This is a genomic window from Acinetobacter sp. CS-2, from assembly GCF_016599715.1.
GTDB lineage: Bacteria > Pseudomonadota > Gammaproteobacteria > Pseudomonadales > Moraxellaceae > Acinetobacter.
Genome location: NZ_CP067019.1, coordinates 469,043 through 491,286, shown reverse-complemented (window position 1 = coordinate 491,286; position 22,244 = coordinate 469,043). Strand labels below are relative to the sequence as shown.

Here is a 22,244-nt window from a genome sequence, read left to right as displayed (position 1 = left end):
CCTCCCAACCTCCCTTTTTTAAAGGGAGGAGTTCCCCTCCTTTATTAAAGGAGGGGTTAGGGGAGGATTCAAAAATTACCGCTGCTTTCTTTTACGATATTCCACTGGTGTTTCATTGGTCCAGCGCTTAAAAGCCCGATAAAAAGTGCTGGGTTCGGAAAACCCAGTCAGATACACAATCCGTTCCACGCTTTCTGCCGTATTGGCCAATAATTTCTTTGCCAACCGGCAACGATAGTCGGACAGAATTTGCTGAAAACTGGTATTGGCTTCACTCAGCTGGGTACGTAAACGGCGCGGCGTGATATTTAAATGTGTGGCTACGGTTTCCAAGGTCGTTTCACCACTTTCTAGAGTTGAACCAATTGCACGGCGTACTTCACCGACCAGATCATAACGCGCCAGTTCCTGCAGCTTTTCAATCGCCAGTTGCTCATGTAACTGTAACAGTTCTGGCTCTGCTTGCCATAACTGGTAATCTAAAATTGCAGGATCGAAATATAAACGGGTTTCTTTTTGCCCTAAGCTGACTGGACATTCATAGACCCGGAAATATTCATCATCAGGTGCACCCTGACTGAAATTAAAATCGATATAGATGGGCTGAAAACGACCTTCGGTAATAAACTTGAAAAAACGCAATACGCCGGATAGTGCACATTCGGAAAAATGCCGATTAACAATATTTTCGCCCCAAGGTTGCTCACCATTGGTCAAATAGCAACGGTCATCTTCAATCACCAGTTTGGCATGGAAGGCATCACTGATCAGGCGCTGATAAGCCAGTGCACGTTTTAGCCCCTCACCAAAGTTTTCACTGGAAATAAACAGGTGCTCAATCACCTGCCCCCGGTATAAAGGCAGGTGTTCGCCCAAATGCAAACCAATATCGGGATCTTTACTGACCTCTTCCGCAGCCACCCAAAACGCATATTGAGCACTAAGCGGGGTACGGTCATTGGTTTCGACCTGATTTAAGGCCACACCAGCTTTCATTAAAATTTCTTCAGTTGGCAAACCTGCACGACGGATGGCTTGATAACCCAATCGTAAAACAACTGATGCATCAGTTAGCTGACCCACGCAAAGACCTTCCTTGTATGTTCTTCATTTATACTTAAAAAGATTGATTTTAGATTAACTGCGATTGACCAAACTGACAACATGACAATGGGCTTTTTTACAGAAAATCTGTATACGGAGGGTTCGCTTATTTAACTGACAGATGAACGAGCAAAGCCGCATTGCGCCTTGTTTTATGCAAAAAAATTGACTATAATTTGCGCCTTTCCAATTTATTCATTCAGGTAGGCTATGGCCAATAAAGAGGAACTCATCGAGTTCGAAGGCGTTGTCACCGAGACGCTTCCTAATACTATGTTCCGTGTACGTTTAGAGAACGGTCACGAAGTGATTGCCCACATCTCTGGTAAAATGCGTAAGCACTATATTCGTATTTTAACTGGCGACAGTGTGAAAGTAGAAATGACGCCTTACGATTTGACCAAGGGTCGTATTACTTACCGTGCACGCTAAGTTTTAGCGAAAGCATGAAAGCCACCTTTGAGTGGCTTTTTTATTACCTTCAGTTTTTATTATTCAATAAAACAATTTGACACAGTTTGATAATTTCACGACTATAATTTAATTAAAATTAAACAGATATGCTAAAAAAAATGAAAATAAAATATTTAACCCTATTTTCCTGCCTGATGCTCGCAGCATGTGAAACAGGTGATTCTCATCGTCTTAACCAGTCTCTACAACAATATGTTGGTCAAACTGCAGCACAAGTTCGTAGCTAGCTTGACCTGAATAAAATGGGATTTAAAACCACTCAAGAGCCGACTCAGACAACAGAATTGCTCAGCTATACCATTGTTCGTGATATGAATATTCCAATAGGTACACCCAATATTAGTCACAGTATTTCGATGGGTGCACCGATGCCTACCCCTTCAAATGGTGGCTACAATATCAAGATGGAATGTCAGGTAGGATTTAACCTGAAAGACGAAATAGTTCAATCCATTCACTATACTGGTAGAGCTTGCTAATTTCCAAGAGCATAAGTTAAGGGTCTATATCAGATTGAATAAGGGCTTAGCATCATGGCTACACCTCTCTGTACCGTGTATCAAATCACAACAGTATTTCTGCCTGCAATTTGCTTAACTTAAACTGATTTTATTTGGTGTGAGGACAACTCATGAAATTCACACTGATTTTGGGATGCTGTACGGTTTTTAGTTTACTCACTGCATGCACGACAACATCTACGACAACCGCTATGCAGCGTGATGCCTATTTACAGCAGTTTATCGGGCAGACCAGTCAAAACATTCAGGCTAGGCTAGATTTGACCAGTATAGGTTACCAGCAGGTGCTAGCACCTGTCGCAAATGATCAGACGCTCACTTATACCGTCATTCGTCCCGTCACCATTCCGGTACCAATGGCACAAAATCCTGCCGATATCGATGCAGGTTATATCCCTATACAAGTTACACCCCGAGCACAAAGCTATGATAACCTGAGTTCGATATAAAAAAAGAGTAGAAAAAAAGCCCTGTTTTTGTAACATATTGGTTCTCAAGACAAAATGTTATAAAACAAGGCTTCTCAATGGATCATATTACCGAATTATTTTGTATTTTGGATGATTTCTGCAAAAAATTTAATGAATCTTTAGAGAAAGCTTTAATTTCTAATCAAAAAACCAGGTTGAAAAAGTCAGCTTTAAGCTTGTCTGAAGCAATGACCATTGTCATTTTATTTCATCAATCCGGTTTTAGATTCTTCAAATATTTTTATTGCCAAATGATCGTTCCATTCTGGAAATCTGCTTTTCCTAAACTGCTTAGCTACAACCGATTTATTGAAATCATGCCCCGTTGTTTGCAAGCTCTGAGTAGTTTCTTCCATCAGGTGAAAGGAAAAGATACGGGAATCAGTATCATTGACTCCACTAAATTGGTAGTTTGCCATAATCTTCGGATTAAAAGGCATCGTGTATTTAAAGGCTTGGCCGGTCGTGGAAAAAGTAGTACGGGTTGGTTTTATGGTTTTAAATTACATCTCGTTATCAATAATTTAGGTGAAATTAGGGTGTGTTGACACTTTTAGCTTAAAAAAATAGCGAAGTAGTAAAATCAAATCACCAAACCCAATTTTACTATTCGCTATGCCTCGTACCATGCTGACAGATCAACACTGGCAAAAGTTGAAAGTTATTCTGCGTAATTTATCCATTCACCACAACTCAAATTTACGCAATTTTATTGAAGCTATTCTCTATAGAATTAGAACAGGTTGTCCGTGGCGAGATATTCCTTCTTGTTTTGGTCATTCAAACTCTATTTTCAAACGTTTTAATCGTTGGTCAAGCAGCGGTAAGTTACTTAGATTATTCAAATTACTAGCCTCATGCCCCGATATGGAATGGATTTTTATTGATGGCTCTCATGTACGTGCTCATCAACATTCTGCCGGCATAGCGAATCAATCTATTTCTAAAAGTGTAGGAGGAAACTCCTCAAAAATACATTTGATTGTTGATGCACATGGCAATCCTATTGATTTCATGATTACCGATGGAACCACACATGATGTTAAAGTTGCGCCTGATTTAATATCAACATTAGATTTAAAAGAGACAAAAGTGGTATGCGCAGATAAAGGCTATGATTCAGAACCACTGCGTGAACAGATCAGGAAAACAGGGACTAAAGCGAATATACCAAAGAAAACGAATAGCCAATCGAACAATGACCATATGGACTGGTATTTATATAAAATCAGGCATTTAGTTGAAAATATGTTTTGTAGATTAAAGCAATTTAGAGGAATAGCTACTCGATATGACAAGCTCAAAAGAAATTATCAAAGTTCTGTTGCCTTAGCCTGTATATTTTTATGGCTACCGTTATAGGGTTAATTATGAACAGTAAGTGTCAACAGACCCTATTAATCTCAAGCTGACATCGGGAAATGTTCATGATGTTGCTATATTAGAATCTTTAACTCAAGAATTAAAAGGGATCCTACTCGGAGACAAAGGCTATTTGAGCAAAGCAAAAGCCGAAGCTTTAGCAGCAAGAGGACTGAAAATATTGACCCCATCACGTCGGAATATGAAAAATAAACCCATCCAAACTGAAGAAGAAAAACAATTACTTTGCAGAAGAGGATTGATCGAAACAGTGAATGATCAATTAAAAAATTTACATCAACTTGAACATTCACGTCATCGTTCGGTAAATAACTTCATGGTGAATATCATGGCTGCTGTAGTGGCTTATTGTTTGAACCCCAATAAGCCAACTTTCCAAAATATGCTAAAAGGTTAAGTGGATTTCATCGAACTCAGGTTATGATATCAACTTGCAATGTAAAATTATCTATCGCCTAGAACACAACATTGCCACATCGGTTCATTACACTGGCCATACCTGTTAAAACCCTCTGAAAAGCCATAAAAAAACGCAGCTCATGGCTGCGTTTTTTCTGTCAGGCGAACTTAGTTCAATGCAGTAACCACTGCTTGACCCATTTCAACTGTACCTACCTGAGTATTGCCTTCTGACATGATATCGCCAGTACGTAAACCCTGATCCAGTACATTGCCGACTGCATCTTCAATGGCTTGCGCTGCGGCTTCTTCACGGAAGGTATAACGCAGCATCATTGCTACAGAAAGAATGGTCGCTAACGGATTGGCAATGTTTTGGCCTGCAATGTCTGGTGCTGAACCATGACATGGCTCATACATGCCTTTACCGTTTTCATCCAGTGATGCAGATGGCAACATGCCGATAGAGCCTGTAAGCATCGCTGCTTCATCAGACAGGATGTCACCGAACAGGTTACCGGTCACAATCACATCAAACTGCTTAGGCGCACGTACCAGCTGCATTGCGGCATTGTCGACATACATATGTGACAGGTTGATCTCTGGGTACTGCTCTTCTTTCAGTGCAGTCACGGTTTGCTTCCAAAGCTCGGTCACTTCAAGGACGTTGGCTTTGTCGACTGAACATACTTTACCACCGCGAAGACCGGCAAGTTCAAATGCAACTTTGGCAATGCGTTTAATTTCAGACTCTTTATAAATGTCAGTGTTGAAACCTTGCTTCTCGCCATTTTCCAGTTCACGGATACCACGTGGCTGACCGAAGTAGATACCACCAGTGAGTTCACGAACAATCAGGATATCCAGACCAGAAACAATTTCAGGCTTTAAGCTTGAAGCACCGGCAAGTTGTGGGTAAAGAATGGCTGGACGCAAGTTTGCAAATAAATTCAATTCAGAACGGATTTTCAATAAACCACGTTCAGGACGGATTGAACGTTCAATCGTATCCCATTTTGGACCACCGACAGCACCGAGCAGGATTGCATCCGCACGTTTTGCCTGTTCTGCCGTAACGGCAGGGTACGGTTCGCCATGTGCATCAATCGCTGCACCACCCAATAAACCCTGTTCCCAAGTCAAACCCAGATTGAATTTTTCATTCACGCGTGCAAGCACCTGTTCAGCTGCTTTTACGATTTCAGGACCAATACCATCACCTGGTAAAATCAAAATATGTTTTGACATGAGTGTTTCCATTTATGAAGTCGATAGATTAAATCGACGGGATTTTAAATTTTCTTTTCCACAAACTCGCCCAGACCGGTCAAGGCATTATAGGGTCTGCAGAAACGTCGGATTGTCTTGTGTTCTTGCAGGAGATCTACACATAAGGGTTCAGGTGCAGATACATTCAGCAAGCTGCCCTGCTGTTTGTTGCGTTCACGGTACATTTTAAAAATGTAACGCTGCTTCGGCTTAAACTGGTGAAAAACATGAAGGGTTTCTGCACGATCCTTGGAAATCGGATAAAAGCGGATCACCAGTTCATGTTGCCCGGGAGGGATTGAAAGATATAACGCATTCGGCTGACTTAAGGAATTCGCCTGTAAACGTAAAATACCCGATTCAACCGCAGCACTATTTACACGGCGCTGTGCTGCATCAATAATTTGAATTTTGTTTAAACGTTCAAATTCACAGTTTGCAGTACCCGCACAGTAAATTAAGGCATTTGTTTTGCTACTTTCAGTTTCTTTTACATGTTTAATTCGTACTGTATCAATACTTTGGCATGCACTTAAGGATGCGGCCATAAGACCCAGTACAGCAAGCTGACCGTAAACTTTTGTCATTGTTCGAGCCCAACCCTCACCAAATAAAGCCAACTAAATATTTTTATGGATCCGATATTAGCAAGAGTTAGGCTCTGATACTACTAGCGCTGAAAATTCAAGCAACTAACCGTGAATTTCCTGAAATACCCACGGACGTGACTGTTTAGTCTTTTCTTCATAAGTACGAATATCATCTGCAGCTTGTAAAGTTAAGCCAATATCATCCAAACCATTTAACAGGCAGTGTTTACGGAACGGATCGACTTCAAATTTAAAGCTCTCACCCGATGGTGTACGCACTTCCTGCGCTTCCAGGTCGATGGTTAACTGATAACCTTCTTTCGCAGCACATTCCTTAAATAACTGATCGACGATCTCTTCAGACAAAATCACCGGCAACATGCCATTTTTAAAGCTGTTGTTGAAGAAAATGTCGGCATAGCTTGGTGCAATCACGGTACGGAAACCGTATTCATTCAACGCCCATGGCGCATGCTCACGGCTAGAACCACAACCGAAGTTGGCACGAGAAATCAACACAGTCGCACCTTGATAATGCGGCTGATTCAAAACGAAATCAGGATTCTTTGGACGTTTTGAATTGTCCTGACCCGGATAGCCTTCATCCAGATAACGCAATTCATCAAATAAGTTGTCACCAAAACCGGTACGTTTGATCGATTTCAAAAACTGCTTTGGAATAATTAAATCTGTATCGACATTGGCACGGTCTAATGGTGCAACGATACCTTGTTCAACGGTATATTTTTTCATGTCTTTGCTCCTTTAGCCGAAATTAAAACGTACGTACGTCAACGAAATGACCGGCAATTGCTGCAGCAGCTGCCATCGCTGGACTCACCAAGTGCGTACGACCGCCATTGCCCTGACGACCTTCGAAGTTACGATTAGAAGTTGAGGCACAGTGCTCACCCGGTTGCAATTTGTCAGCATTCATCGCCAAACACATTGAACAGCCCGGTTCACGCCATTCAAAACCAGCTTCCAAGAATACTTTATCCAAGCCTTCAGCTTCAGCCTGCTGTTTGACCAAACCAGAACCCGGAACCACCATCGCCTGTTTGATTGAAGCAGCCACTTTACGGCCTTTAATCACTTCAGCAGCAGCACGAATATCTTCAATACGCGAGTTGGTGCAAGAACCGATAAATACGCGGTCTAACTGGATGTCTGCCAATGCCTGACCAGCATTTAAACCCATATATTGATAAGCACGGGTCCAGTCATTACGTTGCACGTCATCTTTGGCCTGTTCCAACGTTGGAACCGCTTGGGACACCGGAATCACCATTTCAGGAGAAGTCCCCCAAGAGACTTGCGGTTCAATTTCTTCACCCTGTAACACCACGACGGTATCGAAATGCGCGCCTTCATCAGAATGCAAGGTATTCCAGTAGGCTACAGCAGCATCCCACTGCTCAGCTTTCGGTGCATAGTTGCGGCCTTTCACGTATTCAATGGTTTTCTCATCGACAGCGACCATACCGACACGGGCACCGGCTTCAATCGCCATGTTGCACACAGTCATACGGCCTTCGATCGACATGTCACGGAACACTTGACCACCGAATTCAATCGCGTGACCAGTACCGCCTGCAGTGCCGATTTTACCGATAATCGCCAAGACCACATCTTTCGGTGTAACACCCTGACCCAATTTACCGTCAACACGCACCAACATGTTCTTCATTTTCTTTTGAACCAGGCACTGGGTCGCCAATACATGTTCAACTTCTGAAGTCCCAATACCGTGCGCCAAACAGCCAAATGCACCATGAGTTGCCGTATGCGAGTCACCACACACCACAGTCATACCCGGCAAGGTCAAACCTTGCTCAGGCCCAACCACGTGCGCGATCCCTTGGCGAATATCGTTAATATCAAATTCAACAATATTGAAAGTTTTACAGTTGTCATCCAGCGTTTGCACCTGAATACGCGAAGTATCATCTTCAATACCGGCAATACCCTGCTCACGCTCGGTTTTTGAAGTTGGCACATTATGGTCTGGCGTAGCTACATTGGCACTTAAACGCCAAGGTTGACGACCTGCAAGCTGCAAACCTTCAAAAGCTTGTGGTGACGTTACTTCATGTAATAAATGACGGTCGATATAAAGTAAGGCTGAGCCATCATCGCGTTGTTTTACTAAATGGTCATCCCACAATTTATCGTATAAAGTCTTTGCTTTTGGGGTATTGCCTGCCATGTCGACGCGCTCCATAGAACTGGGTAATGCTTTCATTAACTTCGATTATAACCACGTATTCACATAAATCTAATTTATCATTTTTATTAGTTTAAAAACTTTTTGGAATTAATTTTAACCTTATTAAAACCCTGAATTTCGGCAAAATTTCCTCTCTTGGTTTTTAAACCACACGGCTATCTCCCTTATGCTCAGACTTAACAAATCAGGCATATTTAAAGCGCCGTGCATGGAATGATACAGATAGGATTTAGCCCGACGGGTTTTCTTTCACTGCGATAAGCTGTTCAATTGCCCGGATGAGTTCTGCTTTCGCTGCACCACATTCGGCGGCAGCCTGATTTTCATCATTTTCATCATCGGCAATTTCATAGACCTGACTGCGTTTTTCCACCGCTTCCTCAAAAATATCAAGGAGGTATTTGATGTGTTTAATATCCATATGTTCACCCTGCCAGAAAAGTATATCTAGACATATATCTCCAGACGATACCATTCCCCTGTTGTTGTATTGATGGTTCAGTTTAGCCAGTTAAGTAATTCACAAAACCGATTAAAAATATAAGAATGTTCGTTTTTACAAATTAAATAAGACTGATTATCATTTAGCTATATCCCGAGGCAAAGATTGAGGAACAAACCATGGCTCATATTCAAAAATTTGTTAATAACAACCAGCGTATGTTCAAGAAAACCTTTAGCTATTACATTATGCACATCACCATTGCCATGTTGGTCGGTTATTTCGTCACAGGAAGTATCTGGATGGCAGTAACCCTCAGCCTACTTGAGCCGACGATTCAGGCAATCGCATTCTTCTTCCATGAAAAAATCTGGGAAGCCAAGCCAGCTCAAAGACAGAATAGCAATAATAATATAGTCATCTAAAGGCTGCATCGGCCCAAACTAGAGATCATGGCTTGCCCGCTTCCGCTTTATAATCACTCCATTCATATGGGGTGATTTTTTTATTTTTACCTTTTAAGTTCACATCTGTATACATTTTTTTTACGGTCTTTTTTAAGATGAAACACCCCTTTGGTATAAAAATATTTTATAATTATTTAACTTTAATATAACCAGATATCTCCCTATGAATCTTGCTGCCTTTGAAGCATTCATTAAAGTCATGGAAACCGGTTCTATTTCTATGGCCGCCGATTTATTGTTTATTACCCAGCCTGCTGTGACCAAACGAATTCATAGCCTGGAAGAATACTTTGGCGTAAAACTGTTTGAGTCTGCCGGTCGTGGCGTTCAGGCGACGCATGCTGCCCATTCCTTATTACCGAAAGTGAAAAACTGGCTCAATGAACTGGGTGATATTCACCATACCCTCAGTCACGAACAGGAACAGGTGCAAGGCAAACTTAAAATTGGCACCAGTCATCATATTGGCTTGCATCACCTGCCGCAGCATCTGCGCAATTATGTGCAAAAATTTCCTGAAGTTACTTTAGATGTGCATTTTGTTGACTCGGAACAGGCGCATGAACAGGTACTGGCGGGTGACCTGGAGCTGGCCTTTTTAACCCTCCCGCCGAAAGGTGATGAACGCCTGAGTTATGTGACCATCTGGAATGATCCGCTGGTCTTTGTGGTGGCACCTTTTCATCCACTGGCGCAAAAAAAGCATTTGAGTCTGGAAGATTTGATTCAATATCCAAGCCTATTGCCAGCCTCGCAAACCTATACCACGCAAATCACCTTGGCAGAATTCGAAAAGCAAGGCGTTAAACCGAAAATCACCATGAGCAACAATCCGCTTGAATCCATCCGCATGCTGGTTTCAATTGGTTTGGGATGGTCGGTATTACCGAAAACCCTGCTGAATCAGGATCTGCAAATGCTGGATATTAATGTGCAAATGCAACGTCAACTGGGCATGGTCTGGCATCCGGGGCGTACCCAGTCACGTGCCGTACAGGAACTGGTGGCCATGATGAAAAACTCCCATCTCAACTAAAACCAGCTCTAGTGCTGCATCTGCCTGGATGCAGCATTTTGTTACCTTAATCCTCAGCACAGCGGCACAGCTTTCGAGTACTTTTAAATAAAACACATAAAACAAGATGTTTTAAATGTGCAAAAGAATTCGAAGGAGTATGGGGCTATGCTGAGGGATTCATCACCAACAATATCTACAACAAATTCACCCGAAACAACCCAATCTAAAACCAACCCAGTCAAAGCCGATATAGATGCTCCACATATATGGCAAAGCGCTAAAATTTCTTTGCTGCCTACGCCGGATTTAAACTTTGCTGATGAAGCCACGGCACGGCGTAGCTTGCATGATTATTTCCTCAATACTTTTGATAGCTATGAACTTCTCTTTGACTGTCTAAGAAATGATGCAGCCTATTACCTTAAGCCCATTTCTTTACGTCATCCGCTGATTTTTTATTTTGGTCATACGGCAACCTTTTTTATCAATAAACTGCTGCTCAGCAAACTGATTAGTACACGTTTGAACCCACAGCTGGAAAGCATTTTTGCTGTCGGGGTCGATGAAATGAGCTGGGACGACCTGAATGACCAGCATTATGACTGGCCGAGTGTAGAAAAAGTACGGGCTTATCGTGCTCAGGTACGAGCACTGGTACTGAATCTGATTGAGCATGCCCCTCTGACGTTACCCTTGAACTGGAATCATCCATGGTGGTCGATCCTCATGGGTATTGAACATGAACAGATTCATCTTGAAACCTCATCAGTCCTGATTCGCCAGCAGCGGCTGGACTATGTCTACAATCTTCCACAATGGCGTGCCAAGGTTATGACTGGAGTTGCTCCAGAAAATGTCCTGCTTGCTGTGCCTGCAGGACAAATAAGTCTGCACAAGACTTTCGAGAGTAGCTTTTATGGCTGGGACAATGAATATGGCCGGCATCAGGCGGATATTCCCACTTTTCAGGCTTCACAATATCTGGTTTCCAATCAGGAATTCTTCAGTTTTGTGGAAGATGGCGGTTATACAACTGACCGCTACTGGACAGCAGAAGGACAAGCCTGGCTGAAATTCTCTCAAGCCACGCACCCCAGCTTCTGGAGAAGAACCCTTGATGGCTGGTCACTGCGGCTGATGCTGGAGGAAATCCCCATGCCTTGGGACTGGCCGGTAGAAGTGAATTATCTTGAAGCCAAAGCTTTCTGCAACTGGAAAGCCGAAAAAACCGGTCAAAGCATTCGCTTGCCAACAGAAGATGAGTGGTATCGGCTGTATGATGTGGCCGGTTTGGATCCTGACCTGCCCAGTCCTGAACAGGCCAACATCGAACTGAAATATGGCAGCAGTCCCTGCCCGGTCAATCATTTTCAGCAGGGTGATTTTTTTGATATTCAGGGCAATGTCTGGCAATGGACTGAAACCCCAATTTACCCTTTTGACGGTTTTCAGGTGCATCCGATCTATGATGATTTCAGCACCCCAACCTTTGACGAGCAACACAATCTAATCAAAGGAGGTTCCTGGATTTCGGCTGGCAATGAGGCTTTGCACAGCTCTCGTTATGCCTTCCGTCGGCATTTTTTCCAGCATGCCGGATTCCGCTATGTCGCTGCCTCCCAAGAACTTCAACAGTTTCAATCGCAGTATGAAACTGACCAGATGATCTCGCAATATCTGGAATTTCAGTACGGTGCAGAATATTTTAACGTGCCCAATTTTGCCCAAATCCTGATTAACCTTGCACACCCCTATTTTAAGAATATTGCTATCGAGAAGGCATTAGATATCGGTTGTGCCACAGGTCGGGCCAGCTTTGAACTGGCAGCTTATTTTGATCAGGTCACAGGACTGGACTTTTCTGCGCGCTTTATTCAGCAGGCGGTACAGCTGGCACAAGGTGAAACGCTACGTTATACCCTGCCGATTGAAGGTGAACTGATGGAATATAAAGCCTGTAACTTAAAAGAGTTGGGTCTGGATACCCATGCAGATCGGGTCGAATTTTTCCAGGCCGATGCCTGCAATTTAAAACCTCATTTTACTGATTACAATTTTATTCTGGCTGCGAATTTGATTGACCGCCTGCATCATCCCAAAGATTTCTTAGCCGAAATCCATCAACGTTTAAAACTGGGTGGCATTTTAATGCTGGCCTCCCCCTATACCTGGCTAGAGGAACATACTGCACGCAGTGAATGGCTCGGGGGCTTTAAGAAAGATGGGGAAAACTTGTATACGCTACAGGGTATGACTGAACTTTTAAAAGAACACTTTGAAATGCTTGCAGAGCCGCAGGATGTGGCATTTGTGATTCGTGAAACCGCACGTAAATATCAACATAGCCTGTCTCAAGTGACCTTATGGAAACGGGTAAAATAAACCCTTTATCAAAAAAGCCAATCTGAGGATTGGCTTTATTTCGCTTTGATCTTTATTGAATCACTGAATCTTCATGTAAGGATTCATTTAACTGGTCAACAATAATGGCCCATGAACCATCAGACTTGATTTTTTCTGCCAGGAACTGGCGCTGTGCTTCAGTCCAATATTCCGCTTCGGTAATTTTGGTCTGGGCATTGAGCTGATGCGTGGCAATAAACAGGGCAATCGCTTCTTCACTGGAATCTAACCCTAACTGCTCAAAAAGATTGGTCATTCTTGGACGTGTTTGGCTCATTCTTCTCTCCCATTCTTCTTCAATTTCAAACTATAAATTTTGTCTTTTACCCTTTTGCTTTCAGTCTACTATACGGTAAAGGCATAATCATAGTAAGGCTTATTTTATCGTCCCTTAGTCGATATAAAACATTCCATCCGGTTTAGTAGATCGGTAGACACTATCTACAAACATGCAAGGACTTCGGTGCAATCCTTTTTTATTTTTAACTTTTAAAGCAGAGAGAATAACCATATTCCATACAGCTCTCCCCTCCATCAAAACAAATTGCCTAAATTGACCAGTCCTGAATTTCCCAGTTTTGCGCTTTGGCCAAAGCCTCCAAACGCTCATCCGGATTGACTACAATGGCATGATCGGCATATTCCAGCAAGAAACGGTCATTGAATGAATCCGAATAGGCCCATGACTCATCAATATCGCGCCCTTGCAGCCATTGTTCCAGACGGATCAATTTACCCTTTTGATAACATGCAGTATTGATGACTTTACCCGTATATTTGCCATCCACCACTTCTGCATTGGTGGCAATAATTTCAGTAATACCAAACTCGTGAAAAATCGGTGCCGTAATAAAATCGGATGTTGCGGTAATCCCGACCAGCTCGTGTCCCGCATCGCGGTGTTTTTGAATGGCAGCAAAACCTTCTGGGCGCATTTGTGGACGAATGACTTTTTTCATGAATAATTCATGTAATTCAGTCAAATAATCATTATCATGCTGGGTTAAAAATTCAAAGACGAATTCGTTATAGGCAATCGGGTCAAGTTGCCCTGCTTTATAGTCTTCATAAAACTTGTCATTCATTTGACGGTGTCGGATTGGATCGACTAAACCCTCGTTTACTAAAAACTCACCCCATGAATAATCTGAATCGGTATTTAATAAGGTGTGGTCGAGGTCAAATAAAGCCAATTTCATGAAAATACTCGTAAAAACTGAAATTTAAGAAAAAAATTGTAAATCTATCTCCGCTAGTCGATAGAAATTCGTTAAGATCATAGCAATTTTTAACATTTAAGCTGTGCTTTTTTTCGAGATGGATATAGAAATAACAATCCCCGAACAAAAAGCCATACATTACAGAAGATTTAGGTAGCCAAATGATCGACTCAGAAGGTTTCCGACCGAATGTCGGGATCATTTTGGCAAACGACATTGGACAGGTTTTATGGGCAAAACGCATTGGACACAATGCTTGGCAATTTCCGCAAGGAGGAATCCAGTTTGGAGAATCCCCCGAACAGGCACTTTATCGTGAGCTGAGAGAAGAAGTTGGCTTATTGCCCGAACATGTTCAAATTGTAGCGCAAACAAAAGGTTGGCTGCGTTATCGTTTGCCGCAAAGATATATACGCCCGGATTCGGACCCGGTGTGTATTGGTCAAAAACAGAAGTGGTTTTTACTCAGGCTGACAGCGCCAGCAAAGCATATTCAGCTGGACCTGTCAGACCCACCAGAGTTTGACCAGTGGCAATGGGTAAGTTACTGGTACCCATTAGGTCAGGTCGTGAATTTTAAACGCGATGTATACCGAAGGGCGATGGTGGAATTGTGTCAGCAGTTACCCTCGCTCTAGCTCGAAAAAATTGCATGAAAATGCAGATTTTTTAGTAGCATGTTGTTATAAATAAAAACAGTTTTAAACTTATTTTGGAGCAGATTTTATGTCGAATATGCAACTGGACACCTTAAGACGCATTGTGCAAGAAATCAATGCGTCCACCAGTTTGCATGAGTCACTCGACATCATGGTCAATCAGGTTGCTGAAGCCATGCACGTGGATGTCTGCTCCATTTATCTACTCGATGAGCGTAACCAGCGTTATCTGCTCATGGCATCTAAAGGGTTAAATCCTGAAGCTGTGGGGCATGTTTCCTTACATACCAGCGAAGGTCTGGTGGGACTGGTGGGACAACGCGAAGAAATCGTCAATCTGGATAATGCACCGAAGCACGAACGCTTTATGTACCTGCCTGAAACCGGAGAGGAAATTTATAATTCCTTCCTGGGTGTTCCGGTGATGTACCGCCGTAAGGTTATGGGCGTATTGGTAGTGCAAAATAAGGAACCGCAAGATTTTAGCGAAGCAGCGGAATCGTTCCTGGTCACCCTGTGTGCCCAGCTGTCCGGTGTGATTGCTCATGCCCATGCCGTCGGCAATATCGATGTGTTCCGCAAGCCAAGCAATCTGCCTGCTTATAAAACCTTTCAGGGCGTTTCCGGTTCAGGCGGGATTGCTTTAGGGCGTGCGGTAATTCTCTACCCGCCTGCAGATCTGGCGGCTGTACCTGATCGTGAAGCAGATGACATCAGTGAAGAACTAGAACTTCTGGATGCCGCATTAAATGCAGTGCGTCAGGAAATTCAGGCACTGGATGAAAAAATGCAGGATGCCTTAATGGCTGAAGAGCGAGCTTTATTTAGCGTGTTCTTGCGCATGCTGGATGAAAATTCCCTGCCTGCTGAAATTAAGGCTGAAATCCGCGATGGTAACTGGGCACAGGGTGCGGTTCGTATTGTCATTGATAATCACATTGCCCTGTTCGCACAAATGGAAGATGACTATTTACGCGAACGTGTGTCCGACCTGAAAGATCTCGGTCGTCGTATTCTGGCATTTTTACAGGAAGCCGATGCCAGCCATCGTGAACTGACCGATGAAAGCATTCTGATCGGGGAAGACATTTCAACCGCGGCACTGGTTGAATTACCGGTGGATAAAATTGCCGCGATTGTCACCACCGAAGGTGCCATGAACTCACATATGGTGATTGTGGCACGTGCACTGGGCATTCCAACCGTGGTCGGTGTGACTGAACTGCCAATCAATACCCTGGATGATGTGGAGATGATTGTCGATGCCCATCAGGGACGGGTGTTCATCAATCCGCCGCGCCGTTTACGTACACGCTATAAAGAAATCCAAAAAGAAGAAGAACAGCTGGCGAAAGACTTAAAACAATACGAAACCAAAGATGCCATTACACCTGATGGTGTGGCAGTCAAACTGTATGTGAATACCGGTTTAATGATTGATGTCGTTCGCGGCGTACAGCGTGGTGCTAAAGGCGTAGGTTTATACCGCTCTGAAATTCCGTTCATGCTACGTGATCGCTTCCCCGGCGAAGAAGAACAGCGTGCCATTTACCGCCAGCAGCTCAGTCACTTTGCCAATAAACCTGTGGTGATGCGTACCCTCGACATTGGTGCAGATAAAGATTTACCGTATTTCTCGATTGAAGAAGAAAACTCGGCGCTGGGCTGGCGTGGCATCCGTTTTACCCTGGATCATCCTGAAATTTTCTCTTCCCAGATTCGTGCAATGCTGAAAGCCAGTATTGGTCTGAATAACCTGCATATTTTGCTGCCCATGATCACCAGTGTCAGTGAAGTGGAAGAAGCCCTCTATCTGCTGGATCGTGACTGGACCGCAGTGCAGGAAGAAGAACAGGTTAAAATTACCAAACCCAAAATTGGCATTATGGTTGAAGTACCGAGTGTGCTATTACAGATTGAAGAATTTTCTGAGCTGGTGGACTTCTTCTCGGTGGGTTCAAATGACTTGACCCAGTATTTACTTGCTGTAGACCGTAATAATCCTCGGGTTGCCAATGTCTACTCCCACTTCCACCCTGCCGTCTTACGCGCTTTAAGCCGTTTGGTTCAGGAATGTCATAAATATGACAAACCGGTGAGCATTTGTGGAGAAATGGCTGGCGACCCATTGGCGGCTGTGCTGCTGATGGCGATGGGCTTTAATACCCTGTCGATGAGTTCAAGCAATATTTTGCGGGTGCGTAAGGCCATTTGTCATGTGCCGATGAGCGATGCACAGGAACAACTGGAACGTGTATTAAAAATGAGTAATCCACTAATGGTGAAAAGCTGGATGGAGTATTATTTCAAGACCCATGGTCTGGGCGATATGGTGAAATCGGCAACCCGTATTGTGGGTGCTTAATTCTATTCAGATGTAAGAAAATACAGTGAAATAAAAAGGGAGATAGTCATTTGAGTATCTCCCTTTTTTGTGCTTGTCATAGCCACGTTTTGCATTTTTCTTGCGGTCCACAAAGACCTGGCTTTTGTTAACCTCATGCATGTGTTTTGCCACAAAGTTGTGAATCACAACCTCTGGCAGAGCTTTTTTCTTTGCCATTTTACTCACCTGTTTTCATTCACCATCCAGATTGGATAGCAAGCTGATATTACGCTTTTTTGTATAGAATTCAAGCAGTTTTTCAGATTAGATAGAATTATTAAAAAATCATTTATTTCATATACTTAATATCATATTTTAAGTACTTACCCGGACTCAGCATTAGAATTTCGGCATATTTAAAAAATGCATAGCCAAATAGCCCAGAAAAAGCAGCCAGATTAAAATGATCATAGCTGCCGCCCAGCGATTGACCGGCCGTTCTGCCAATAACGAGGCACGAATTCTGCAATCTTCGATGATTTCTTTTGGTGTCAGCTTCATCACCAATAACAGTCCCAAGGGCACAATAATAAGATCATCCAGATAGCCCAGCACTGGAATAAAATCGGGAATCAGATCAATCGGCGATAGCGCATATGCCGCAATCATCAGTGCCAGTATTTTGATCCAGACAGGTGTGCGCTGGTCTTTAGCAACCAGCCAAACCACCAGAACGTCTTTTTTAATGGTTTTGGCCCATTGTTTAATTTTTTGATACATACCGGTACTGAAAATCAAAAATTTATAAATGACATGTTAAATAAGTTTTCTTAAATGAATATAAATTTTGCAGTTTCAACCTTATGCTTGTGCAAGCCTGAGCAAAGTAGAATTGAGAGAAGCGAATAGAGATCTGGCTAATATATAAATGAATCCCTAATTTAAAATGAAAATCCCCTCTCCTTTTAGGAGATGAGTAGCACGGCTACGCAAGGGAGAGGTATAAAAATAATTTAACTTGCCAAAGCCCTTTCCAGCACCCGCTCTACATCCACCTGCTTCGCGGCAATCATCCCCACCACTCTCCCATGAAACTTGCTGTAGCGGGACTTGATAAATCCGTTTGCGACAAAATCAGGTGAATAGCGTTTCAACAAGACCGCTTGGGCTAAAATGACTAACCGGCTGACCAGACTGCGTCCCATAAATTGCAGCTCATCTGCAGGCTGCTGAAACAGTTTAAACAGTTCTTGCAGTTCCTGTTTTAGGGTTTCATCTTGCATTGCAATTGATGCCAGATATTTAAACAATAACTCAATGGATTCAGGTTCACGACCAATGGCACGCAATACATCGAGGCACATGACATTACCTGAACCTTCCCAAATAGTATTCACCGGGGCTTCTTTAAAAATACGCGCCATGATGCCGTTATCGACATAACCATTGCCGCCAAACACTTCCATCATCTCGCCAGTCAATTCGACTGCACGCTTGCAGATCCAGAATTTGGAGGCTGGTGTCATGATACGTTTCCATGCCAGAGACAAAGCATCATCACGTTCATAACAATGTGCCAGATGAAAACTTAAGTGCATCGCGGTTTCGGTTTCCAGGGCTAAATCCGCGAGTACTGCTTGCATCAACGGCTGTTCGACTAAATGTTTACCAAAAGCTTTGCGCTGACGGGTATAGGCAATGCATTGCACCAAAGCCTGACGTAGCATGGCGGTACTGCCCACAGAGCAGGTCAGACGGGTATAATTCGCCATTTCAATAATAGTCGGAATGCCACGACCTGCTTCACCGATCATGATGCCCCAAGCTTCCTTAAATTCGACTTCCGAACTGGAGTTGCTACGGTTGCCGACTTTTTCTTTGAGGCGCTGCACATGAATATGGTTCTTGGTTCCATCCTCCAGCCAGCGCGGGACAAAGAAACAGGCCAAGCCATCCTGCTCAGTTTTCGCCACCACCAGATGTGCATCACACATCGGAGCTGAGAAAAACCATTTATGCCCGGTCAGCAAATAAGCCTGCCCTCGACCTGATTCCCTAACGGGTACGGCAAAGGTTTCATTGGCACGCACATCGGAACCACCCTGCTTTTCGGTCATGCCCATACCGAGCCAGATCGACTTTTTCTGTGCAATCGGTAGGTCACGTTCGTCATATTCGGTAGATAATAGTTTCTCGCCAATCTTGGCCCACAGTTCAGGTTCACGCTGAATCAGGGGAATACTGCCAAGGGTCATTGAAGTTGGGCACAGACTGCCACACTCAACCTGCCCACTTAGGTAAAAACGTGCTGCCCAGTCCACCCATTTGGCAGATGATTCTGCATGGTTAAACGGATGGGCATGGCTGTCGAACTTGCGATTTAAAGCCATCCATTTGTGCCAGGCAGGATGAAACTCAATGTAGTCTTTACGGCGTCCACGGGCATCGAAGGCATGTAAAATAGGCGTGTGCTTATTGGCTAAATCGGCATATTGATAATATTCGGCTAATCCCACCACTTTACCCATATCACACAAGGTTGCTTGATCATGGCTGCCATAACGCTTCAATATTTCATGTAAAACCGTATCTGATGAAAATAAATTGTAATCTTGCAGTTCGTCAAACTGGTTGCTGATTTGATGGGTCATCCATGCCTGATTAGATATATGCATCGTCTATATTTCCTGCTTGTTGTTCTGGGCTTTTCATTCCAGTATAGAGAAAAAATAGCCACGGGATGTTCGGCTTTGTTGGGTCAAACTTTTTATGAAAAATCCACAGATTCAAGTACGGCGTAAGCCGCGTCAGTCCAGAGCCAAGCTGACACAGGAAGCCTTGCAGGACAGTTTTGTTCGGCTTTTGCATGAGCGTGCTGCACATGACATTACCATTCGGGAAATTACCGATTTGGCCGGTGTAGGCTTGGGCACGTTTTATGAATATTTTTCTAAAAAGGAAGATTTGGTTGCGCTGACCATTCACAGACACGTAAAAAACAATGCCGAGGACTTAAAAACTTATGCACACAGCCTGATCAAGTTATCCACAGATTTGGCTTTGCAGTATTATTTAAAGCAGGTGATTCATTACCAACTTGAGCAGATTCAGGCGCAGCAGTTTTTATGGGCACAGACGTTTTTTCTGGAACGGCAGATTTCGAATATTGAGAGTTATAGAAAGAGTTATGAGATGATGGTGCAGATGTGGCAAAGCATTCTTACACCTTTTATTCAGGATACTGAACAGCTGAAACGGATGAGTTTAAATGTGCAGCGAGTCTGCTATGGCTTTGTGTCGCAGACTTTGTTGGTGGAGCCTGATTTTGGGGAGTGGAATGAGTTGGAGGGGGATATTATCCAAACTTTGATCAACTTAACTTCTATCTAGTAGAAATGTTCTTTTTTAAAGTTAAAGATCCTTTTTTATTGGCAATAACATATCAAAGCCGCTCATAAAAAAACTGACTTATTTCAAAGCCGGATTTTTACGTTTTTTGTACAGTATTAATTTTTTAAGTTACTGATATTTAAATCAATATAAAAGTACACTTCGTATAACATCTATAATGCTAAATGGATGGATTATTCCAAGCCTTATCTAATTAAAAAGCATTTACAAAACTGATTTCTGTTTATTTTATACACTAATTAAAATAGAATCAGATAAATTATTTTTTTTACTTTATAAATATGAAAAATATAATAAAAATAGCTGTAATTTTTTTATCCTTTTCAATAGCTAAGGCTGAAATAATATATAGTGAACAAGTTGCGAAAAAATGTATAGGGATGGGAAAGATGTCAGATCTCATCTACAGATCTAGGATAGAAGAAAAATTATCAAAAGATGAAGTAATAGCTAAAATTATCAGTCTTATAAATAACACTTGGCGAATTCAAACATGAGGTGCGACAGTTTGAAAAGTCTTATGATAATCAACAAGCTGAGCAAATTTCTCTAATGGTGTAAGCCAATCTAACGCTTTTCTAGGACGAGTATTCAGTGACATGGCAACTTGATTTAAATAATGCTGATCTGCCTGATTTAAATCAATCCCTTTAGGTAAATATTGCCTAATTAAACCATTCATATTTTCGCATGTGCCTTTTTGCCAGGGTGAATGTGGGTCACAGAAATATACATCTATGCCTAAATCTTCTTCAAGTATTTTATGTTCTGCCATCTCGCGTCCACGGTCATAGGTCAACGTTTTACGCAGTTCTGCAGGTAAATATTTCAGAGCTTCAGTTAAAGCCTTGCGCACTGATTCTGCCTTTGCATCAGGTAATGTTGCCAAGATACAGAGCCGTGTATTTCGTTCAATAAGTGTTGTTATCGAACTTTTATTGTCTTTACCTTTAATTAAATCAGCTTCCCAATGACCCGGTATTTTTCTTTCTTGAACTTCGGCTGGGCGCTCATGAATAGTTTTAATATCCTGTAATATAGAATCTTTTTTAGGTTCACCGTTAGCTTTTCGCTTTTTATTTTCATGACGCAGACAGGATAATAAGTCTTTTTTCAACTCACCCTTTGGTAATGCTCGTATCGTTGAATAAATCGTTGTATGGCTTACATTCATTGTTTGATCCAAATCAGGAAATGTCTTTAAACGCTTTGCTATTTGCTGAGGAGACCATAAACAACGGATCGCTTCAACAATAAATTTCCAGAGGATTGAATCGATTTTGAGTTTTCTGTGACCACGTCTACGTCTAGCGAAGGTGTTATCAGAAGCATATTGAGCTTGATAAACGTCATTGATGCTATTTCTTTTAAGCTCACGATAGATCGTACTAGGATGTCTTTTAATGAGTTCAGCAAATTTTCTGGCTGAAAAGCCTTCTTTTCTTGACTCAAGCATTAATGCAGTACGATCTTCAAAGTTAAGATGATGGTATGACAATTTTATATACTCCATAAACCCTTTAAATTAATTAGGTGGTTTATGTCGCACTTCAAGTTTTACTCTGCCCTCCGAATTTTCCTGATCCCCAAGAATTTATTAGAATAAGTAATAATATTATTGATAAGGTTTATCAATATCCTAAACCTAAGAACTATGAATTAAAACTTCAACAAATTAATAGCTTAAGAGTAGAAACAGTTGAGAATTGCCTAGGGAAAATATAGCTTAAACAGAATAAGAGTTCTTATTCTGAAAAATTATGTTGAACAATACATCATTGAAATAAAAACCCATAAATGAATAGCTACTAATTATGTAAACATCTTATAGTTTTTCTAAAATTAACATCATACACCT

General features: G+C 42.3%; 22 protein-coding genes and 3 pseudogenes. 13 read left to right on the top strand and 12 right to left on the bottom strand.

All coding sequences use genetic code 11. From position 1 onward, the window contains the following. Window positions 1-75: 75 nt before the first annotated feature. Complete coding sequence (locus JFY49_RS02275; RefSeq protein ID WP_086195313.1) at window positions 76-1,083, bottom strand: AraC family transcriptional regulator; 1,008 nt, start codon at window positions 1,081-1,083, stop codon at window positions 76-78. A gap of 231 nt (window positions 1,084-1,314) precedes the next feature. Between JFY49_RS02275 and infA the strand changes: the two genes are divergently transcribed. The 6 genes and pseudogenes from infA to JFY49_RS02245 all read left to right on the top strand — a co-directional run. Then, window positions 1,315-1,536 (top strand): translation initiation factor IF-1, encoded by a 222-nt coding sequence (gene infA / locus JFY49_RS02270; RefSeq protein ID WP_001284370.1) that lies wholly within the window; start codon window positions 1,315-1,317, stop codon window positions 1,534-1,536. Between the two features lie 140 nt (window positions 1,537-1,676). Next, window positions 1,677-2,057, top strand: a pseudogene (locus JFY49_RS17690) (hypothetical protein). Window positions 2,058-2,209: 152 nt separating this feature from the next. Next, the gene (locus JFY49_RS02260; protein WP_200223555.1) at window positions 2,210-2,548 is read left to right on the top strand and encodes a hypothetical protein; all 339 of its coding nucleotides are present in this window, start codon (window positions 2,210-2,212) and stop codon (window positions 2,546-2,548) included. Window positions 2,549-2,625: 77 nt separating this feature from the next. Beyond that, a pseudogene (locus tag JFY49_RS02255) lies at window positions 2,626-3,105 on the top strand (transposase); the annotation flags it as partial. A 79-nt stretch (window positions 3,106-3,184) separates the two neighbouring features. Further along, window positions 3,185-3,931: an IS5-like element ISAba31 family transposase gene (locus JFY49_RS02250; RefSeq protein ID WP_005262957.1), complete on the top strand. Its 747-nt coding sequence runs from the start codon at window positions 3,185-3,187 to the stop codon at window positions 3,929-3,931. Between the two features lie 34 nt (window positions 3,932-3,965). After that, window positions 3,966-4,349: pseudogene (locus tag JFY49_RS02245) on the top strand (transposase); the annotation flags it as partial. Between the two features lie 170 nt (window positions 4,350-4,519). Here the strand turns inward: JFY49_RS02245 and leuB are convergent. The 5 genes from leuB to JFY49_RS02220 all read right to left on the bottom strand — a co-directional run bounded on the left by leuB (window position 4,520) and on the right by JFY49_RS02220 (window position 8,861). Further along, window positions 4,520-5,599 carry a 3-isopropylmalate dehydrogenase gene (leuB, locus tag JFY49_RS02240; RefSeq protein WP_200223552.1) on the bottom strand — a complete coding sequence of 360 codons (1,080 nt, stop codon included), beginning with the start codon at window positions 5,597-5,599 and terminating at the stop codon, window positions 4,520-4,522. Window positions 5,600-5,643: 44 nt separating this feature from the next. Continuing rightward, complete coding sequence (locus JFY49_RS02235) at window positions 5,644-6,207, bottom strand: hypothetical protein (RefSeq protein WP_166169135.1); 564 nt, start codon at window positions 6,205-6,207, stop codon at window positions 5,644-5,646. 105 nt (window positions 6,208-6,312) lie between these two features. After that, entirely contained in the window at window positions 6,313-6,963 is a 651-nt protein-coding gene (gene leuD / locus JFY49_RS02230) for a 3-isopropylmalate dehydratase small subunit (RefSeq protein WP_200223550.1), read from the bottom strand. A gap of 22 nt (window positions 6,964-6,985) precedes the next feature. Then, window positions 6,986-8,419: a 3-isopropylmalate dehydratase large subunit gene (gene leuC / locus JFY49_RS02225; RefSeq protein WP_200223549.1), complete on the bottom strand. Its 1,434-nt coding sequence runs from the start codon at window positions 8,417-8,419 to the stop codon at window positions 6,986-6,988. A gap of 250 nt (window positions 8,420-8,669) precedes the next feature. Next, window positions 8,670-8,861, bottom strand: a complete 192-nt coding sequence (locus tag JFY49_RS02220; RefSeq protein WP_200223548.1) for a hypothetical protein — start codon at window positions 8,859-8,861, stop codon at window positions 8,670-8,672. 200 nt (window positions 8,862-9,061) lie between these two features. Between JFY49_RS02220 and JFY49_RS02215 the strand changes: the two genes are divergently transcribed. From JFY49_RS02215 to ovoA, 3 genes are all read left to right on the top strand, one after another. Further along, complete coding sequence (locus JFY49_RS02215) at window positions 9,062-9,307, top strand: DUF2061 domain-containing protein (protein WP_086195305.1); 246 nt, start codon at window positions 9,062-9,064, stop codon at window positions 9,305-9,307. Window positions 9,308-9,512: 205 nt separating this feature from the next. Continuing rightward, entirely contained in the window at window positions 9,513-10,385 is an 873-nt protein-coding gene (locus JFY49_RS02210) for a LysR family transcriptional regulator (protein WP_166169129.1), read from the top strand. A 147-nt stretch (window positions 10,386-10,532) separates the two neighbouring features. Continuing rightward, window positions 10,533-12,749 (top strand): 5-histidylcysteine sulfoxide synthase, encoded by a 2,217-nt coding sequence (gene ovoA / locus JFY49_RS02205; protein WP_200223547.1) that lies wholly within the window; start codon window positions 10,533-10,535, stop codon window positions 12,747-12,749. 52 nt (window positions 12,750-12,801) lie between these two features. On the opposite strand, the gene JFY49_RS02200 is transcribed toward ovoA, so the two are convergent. Continuing rightward, window positions 12,802-13,047, bottom strand: coding sequence for a DUF2789 domain-containing protein (locus JFY49_RS02200; protein WP_086195302.1), 246 nt, complete (start codon window positions 13,045-13,047; stop codon window positions 12,802-12,804). 271 nt (window positions 13,048-13,318) lie between these two features. Then, window positions 13,319-13,969, bottom strand: coding sequence for an HAD family hydrolase (locus JFY49_RS02195; protein ID WP_086195301.1), 651 nt, complete (start codon window positions 13,967-13,969; stop codon window positions 13,319-13,321). A 182-nt stretch (window positions 13,970-14,151) separates the two neighbouring features. On the opposite strand from JFY49_RS02195, the gene JFY49_RS02190 reads away from it, so the two are divergent. Together JFY49_RS02190 and ptsP are read left to right on the top strand one after the other, a co-directional pair. Beyond that, window positions 14,152-14,628 carry an RNA pyrophosphohydrolase gene (locus tag JFY49_RS02190; RefSeq protein WP_086195300.1) on the top strand — a complete coding sequence of 159 codons (477 nt, stop codon included), beginning with the start codon at window positions 14,152-14,154 and terminating at the stop codon, window positions 14,626-14,628. A gap of 88 nt (window positions 14,629-14,716) precedes the next feature. Next, on the top strand, window positions 14,717-17,014 hold the full coding sequence (ptsP, locus tag JFY49_RS02185) for a phosphoenolpyruvate--protein phosphotransferase (protein WP_086195299.1): 2,298 nt from the start codon (window positions 14,717-14,719) through the stop codon (window positions 17,012-17,014). Window positions 17,015-17,020: 6 nt separating this feature from the next. On the opposite strand, the gene JFY49_RS02180 is transcribed toward ptsP, so the two are convergent. The 3 genes from JFY49_RS02180 to JFY49_RS02170 all read right to left on the bottom strand — a co-directional run bounded on the left by JFY49_RS02180 (window position 17,021) and on the right by JFY49_RS02170 (window position 19,650). Continuing rightward, window positions 17,021-17,212, bottom strand: coding sequence for a hypothetical protein (locus JFY49_RS02180; RefSeq protein ID WP_086195298.1), 192 nt, complete (start codon window positions 17,210-17,212; stop codon window positions 17,021-17,023). A 162-nt stretch (window positions 17,213-17,374) separates the two neighbouring features. Beyond that, a complete protein-coding gene (locus JFY49_RS02175; protein WP_086195297.1) occupies window positions 17,375-17,755 on the bottom strand; it encodes a YkvA family protein in 381 nt (126 codons plus the stop codon). A gap of 233 nt (window positions 17,756-17,988) precedes the next feature. Continuing rightward, entirely contained in the window at window positions 17,989-19,650 is a 1,662-nt protein-coding gene (locus JFY49_RS02170; RefSeq protein ID WP_086195296.1) for an acyl-CoA dehydrogenase family protein, read from the bottom strand. A 94-nt stretch (window positions 19,651-19,744) separates the two neighbouring features. Between JFY49_RS02170 and JFY49_RS02165 the strand changes: the two genes are divergently transcribed. Both JFY49_RS02165 and JFY49_RS02160 read left to right on the top strand, forming a co-directional pair. Further along, entirely contained in the window at window positions 19,745-20,365 is a 621-nt protein-coding gene (locus JFY49_RS02165; RefSeq protein ID WP_086195295.1) for a TetR/AcrR family transcriptional regulator, read from the top strand. 302 nt (window positions 20,366-20,667) lie between these two features. After that, the gene (locus JFY49_RS02160) at window positions 20,668-20,883 is read left to right on the top strand and encodes a hypothetical protein (RefSeq protein WP_200223546.1); all 216 of its coding nucleotides are present in this window, start codon (window positions 20,668-20,670) and stop codon (window positions 20,881-20,883) included. Here the strand turns inward: JFY49_RS02160 and JFY49_RS02155 are convergent. After that, window positions 20,874-21,842, bottom strand: coding sequence for an IS30 family transposase (locus JFY49_RS02155; RefSeq protein WP_230245703.1), 969 nt, complete (start codon window positions 21,840-21,842; stop codon window positions 20,874-20,876). The two genes, JFY49_RS02160 and JFY49_RS02155, sit on opposite strands and share 10 nt — an antisense overlap. Window positions 21,843-22,244 lie beyond the last annotated feature (402 nt).

What these genes read in the sequence shown, in the direction of transcription:
- JFY49_RS02180 (WP_086195298.1), bottom strand. Translation starts at nt 17,212, where the DNA reads ATGGCAAAGAAAAAAGCTCTGCCAGAGGTTGTGATTCACAACTTTGTG.
- JFY49_RS02170 (WP_086195296.1), bottom strand. Translation starts at nt 19,650, where the DNA reads ATGCATATATCTAATCAGGCATGGATGACCCATCAAATCAGCAACCAG.
- JFY49_RS02215 (WP_086195305.1), top strand. Translation starts at nt 9,062, where the DNA reads ATGGCTCATATTCAAAAATTTGTTAATAACAACCAGCGTATGTTCAAG.
- leuC (WP_200223549.1), bottom strand. Translation starts at nt 8,419, where the DNA reads ATGGCAGGCAATACCCCAAAAGCAAAGACTTTATACGATAAATTGTGG.
- JFY49_RS02210 (WP_166169129.1), top strand. Translation starts at nt 9,513, where the DNA reads ATGAATCTTGCTGCCTTTGAAGCATTCATTAAAGTCATGGAAACCGGT.
- leuB (WP_200223552.1), bottom strand. Translation starts at nt 5,599, where the DNA reads ATGTCAAAACATATTTTGATTTTACCAGGTGATGGTATTGGTCCTGAA.
- JFY49_RS02235 (WP_166169135.1), bottom strand. Translation starts at nt 6,207, where the DNA reads ATGACAAAAGTTTACGGTCAGCTTGCTGTACTGGGTCTTATGGCCGCA.
- JFY49_RS02220 (WP_200223548.1), bottom strand. Translation starts at nt 8,861, where the DNA reads ATGGATATTAAACACATCAAATACCTCCTTGATATTTTTGAGGAAGCG.
- JFY49_RS02195 (WP_086195301.1), bottom strand. Translation starts at nt 13,969, where the DNA reads ATGAAATTGGCTTTATTTGACCTCGACCACACCTTATTAAATACCGAT.
- JFY49_RS02175 (WP_086195297.1), bottom strand. Translation starts at nt 17,755, where the DNA reads ATGTATCAAAAAATTAAACAATGGGCCAAAACCATTAAAAAAGACGTT.
- JFY49_RS02165 (WP_086195295.1), top strand. Translation starts at nt 19,745, where the DNA reads ATGAAAAATCCACAGATTCAAGTACGGCGTAAGCCGCGTCAGTCCAGA.
- leuD (WP_200223550.1), bottom strand. Translation starts at nt 6,963, where the DNA reads ATGAAAAAATATACCGTTGAACAAGGTATCGTTGCACCATTAGACCGT.
- JFY49_RS02260 (WP_200223555.1), top strand. Translation starts at nt 2,210, where the DNA reads ATGAAATTCACACTGATTTTGGGATGCTGTACGGTTTTTAGTTTACTC.
- infA (WP_001284370.1), top strand. Translation starts at nt 1,315, where the DNA reads ATGGCCAATAAAGAGGAACTCATCGAGTTCGAAGGCGTTGTCACCGAG.
- JFY49_RS02190 (WP_086195300.1), top strand. Translation starts at nt 14,152, where the DNA reads ATGATCGACTCAGAAGGTTTCCGACCGAATGTCGGGATCATTTTGGCA.
- JFY49_RS02250 (WP_005262957.1), top strand. Translation starts at nt 3,185, where the DNA reads ATGCCTCGTACCATGCTGACAGATCAACACTGGCAAAAGTTGAAAGTT.
- JFY49_RS02200 (WP_086195302.1), bottom strand. Translation starts at nt 13,047, where the DNA reads ATGAGCCAAACACGTCCAAGAATGACCAATCTTTTTGAGCAGTTAGGG.
- ovoA (WP_200223547.1), top strand. Translation starts at nt 10,533, where the DNA reads ATGCTGAGGGATTCATCACCAACAATATCTACAACAAATTCACCCGAA.
- ptsP (WP_086195299.1), top strand. Translation starts at nt 14,717, where the DNA reads ATGTCGAATATGCAACTGGACACCTTAAGACGCATTGTGCAAGAAATC.
- JFY49_RS02160 (WP_200223546.1), top strand. Translation starts at nt 20,668, where the DNA reads ATGAAAAATATAATAAAAATAGCTGTAATTTTTTTATCCTTTTCAATA.
- JFY49_RS02155 (WP_230245703.1), bottom strand. Translation starts at nt 21,842, where the DNA reads ATGCTTGAGTCAAGAAAAGAAGGCTTTTCAGCCAGAAAATTTGCTGAA.